The 2,005-nt window shown below is 73.6% G+C and carries 2 protein-coding genes; both read right to left on the bottom strand.

Going from position 1 to position 2,005, the window contains the following annotated elements:
• Nucleotides 1-2: 2 nt before the first annotated feature.
• A complete protein-coding gene (locus tag IH45_RS0142525) occupies nucleotides 3-1,214 on the bottom strand; it encodes a winged helix-turn-helix domain-containing protein (protein ID WP_030682518.1) in 1,212 nt (403 codons plus the stop codon).
• Between the two features lie 81 nt (nucleotides 1,215-1,295).
• Nucleotides 1,296-1,877: a GNAT family N-acetyltransferase gene (locus IH45_RS0142520; RefSeq protein ID WP_030682516.1), complete on the bottom strand. Its 582-nt coding sequence runs from the start codon at nucleotides 1,875-1,877 to the stop codon at nucleotides 1,296-1,298.
• Nucleotides 1,878-2,005 lie beyond the last annotated feature (128 nt).

Genomic DNA, 2,005 nt, shown 5'->3' with positions numbered 1-2,005 from the left:
CCTCACACCCCCGAAAGCTCCCCCACCAACCCCGCCCGCAGCTTGGTGTCGTCGCAGCGCTCGATCCGTACGGTGTCGCAGCCGACCCATTCGGCGGCCTCCGTCAGGGCCTGCGCCATCGGACGTACGGCCTTGGCGTCGCGCATCGAGACCTGGCGGGCGATGAGGGTGCTGCCCTCGCGGGCCGGGTCCACCCGCCCGGCGAGCCGGCCGCCGGTCAGCAGGGGCATCGCGAAATAGCCGTGTATCCGCTTGGCGCGCGGGACGTACGCCTCCAGGCGGTGGGTGAAATCGAAGATCCGGGCCGTACGAGGGCGGTCCCAGATGAGCGAGTCGAAGGGCGAGAGCAGGGTCGTACGGTGCCGGCCGCGCGGTGTGCCGGCCAGGGCGGCGGGGTCCGCCCAGGCGGGCCTGCCCCAGCCCTCGACCTCGACCGGGACCAGCCCCGAGTCCTCGATGACGGCGTCCACCTGGTCGTTCTTGAGGCGGTGGTAGTCGGCGAGGTCCGCGCGGGTGGCCACCCCCAGCGCGGCGCCGGCCTGGGCGACCAGGCGGCGCATGCACTCCGCGTCGTCCAGATCGTCGTGCAGCAGGGCGTCCGGGATGGCGCGCTCGGCGAGGTCGTACACCCGTTTCCAACCGCGGCGCTCCGTGCACACCACCTCGCCGGTGTCCAGCAGCCACTCCACCGCGATCTTGGTCTCGGACCAGTCCCACCACTCGCCGCCCTTGCGGCCCCCGCCCAGGTCGGAGGTGGTCAGCGGGCCGTCGGCCTTGAGCCGGTCCAGTACGGCGGCGCAGGAGCCCTCGCGGTCCTCCATCAGGTGCCAGCGGTACCCCTTGGCGCGCATCGCCCGGCGGCGGAAGGCGAAATGCGGCCACTCCTCGACCGGCAGGACGCAGGCGGCGTGCGACCAGTATTCGAAGCTGTGCCCGCCCGACCAGTAGGCGGACTCGACGGCGGGGCGGCCGACGGCGCCGAGCCGGGCGTACGGGATCAGCTCGTGCGAGCGGGCCAGCACCGAGATTGTGTCGAGCTGCACCGCGCCCAGCCGCCGCAGGACGCCCCGCACGCCCGCGCGCCGGTCCGGCGCGCCGAGGAAACCCTGCGCGCGCAAGGCCATGCGCCGGGCGTCGTCGGCGGACAGGGACGTCACGGGCTTCGGCGTCGCGGACTTCGGTGTCACGGACTTGGCAGGCGTGGCAGCTGTCATGAGGCCAGCGTAAGAGCCACCACTGACAACGGCCGGTGCCGGCGAGGCGCCGGCAGCCGCCGCACCGCCCGCCCGAACTGGTCAGCCGGTGTACGGGAGATGGGGCGTGCCGGAGGGCAGCCCCAGGTCGGCGGGGAGCAGCGAGCCGACCCAGGCGTCCCGCCGGACACCCCGGTGCGCGATCCTGGCGCGCTGCGTGCCCTCCATCACGAAGCCGGCCTTGAGCGCCACCGCGCGCGATCCGACATTGCCGGCCTCGGTGACCCACTCCAGCCGCTCGACCCCGAGGTCCGTGAAGGCCCAGCGCGTGACCTCCCGTACGGCCTCGGTGGTGCAGCCCTTGCCGCGCCGCTCCCTCGCCGCCCAGTAGCCGATCTCGGCGCGCCGCTCCTCGGTGTCCAGCGTCAGGTCGAACAGGCCCACGGCTCCGATCAGCGTCCCGTCGGCCCTGTCGGTCACCGCGAAGCGGTACTGGGTGCCCGCGCGCCAGCCCGTCCGGCCCCGGTTGATGTACTCGTGCGCCTGATCCATATCGAACGGGGATGTACCGGACGTCCAGCGCGGTATGTCGGGGTCCTGGCAGGCGGCGTACACCGCCGGGGCGTCGGCGGCTTCGAAGAGGCGCAGGAAGAGGCGCTCGGTGGTCAGCGTGACGGGATCCATACCGGGAGTGTGCGGAGATCGGACGCCGACGGCGAGCGCTTTTCCGCACCCCCGTCCGACGGCCCGCATCAGCCCCCGCCCGGCGGCCTGCGCCACACCCCCACCGGCAACCCGCACCACGCCCCTCC

This window comes from Streptomyces rimosus subsp. rimosus (genome assembly GCF_000720725.1).
Classification (GTDB): domain Bacteria; phylum Actinomycetota; class Actinomycetes; order Streptomycetales; family Streptomycetaceae; genus Streptomyces; species Streptomyces rimosus_A.
This window is presented reverse-complemented; position numbering and strand designations above follow the sequence as displayed.

What these genes read in the sequence shown, in the direction of transcription:
- IH45_RS0142525 (WP_030682518.1), bottom strand. Translation starts at nt 1,214, where the DNA reads ATGACAGCTGCCACGCCTGCCAAGTCCGTGACACCGAAGTCCGCGACG.
- IH45_RS0142520 (WP_030682516.1), bottom strand. Translation starts at nt 1,877, where the DNA reads ATGGATCCCGTCACGCTGACCACCGAGCGCCTCTTCCTGCGCCTCTTC.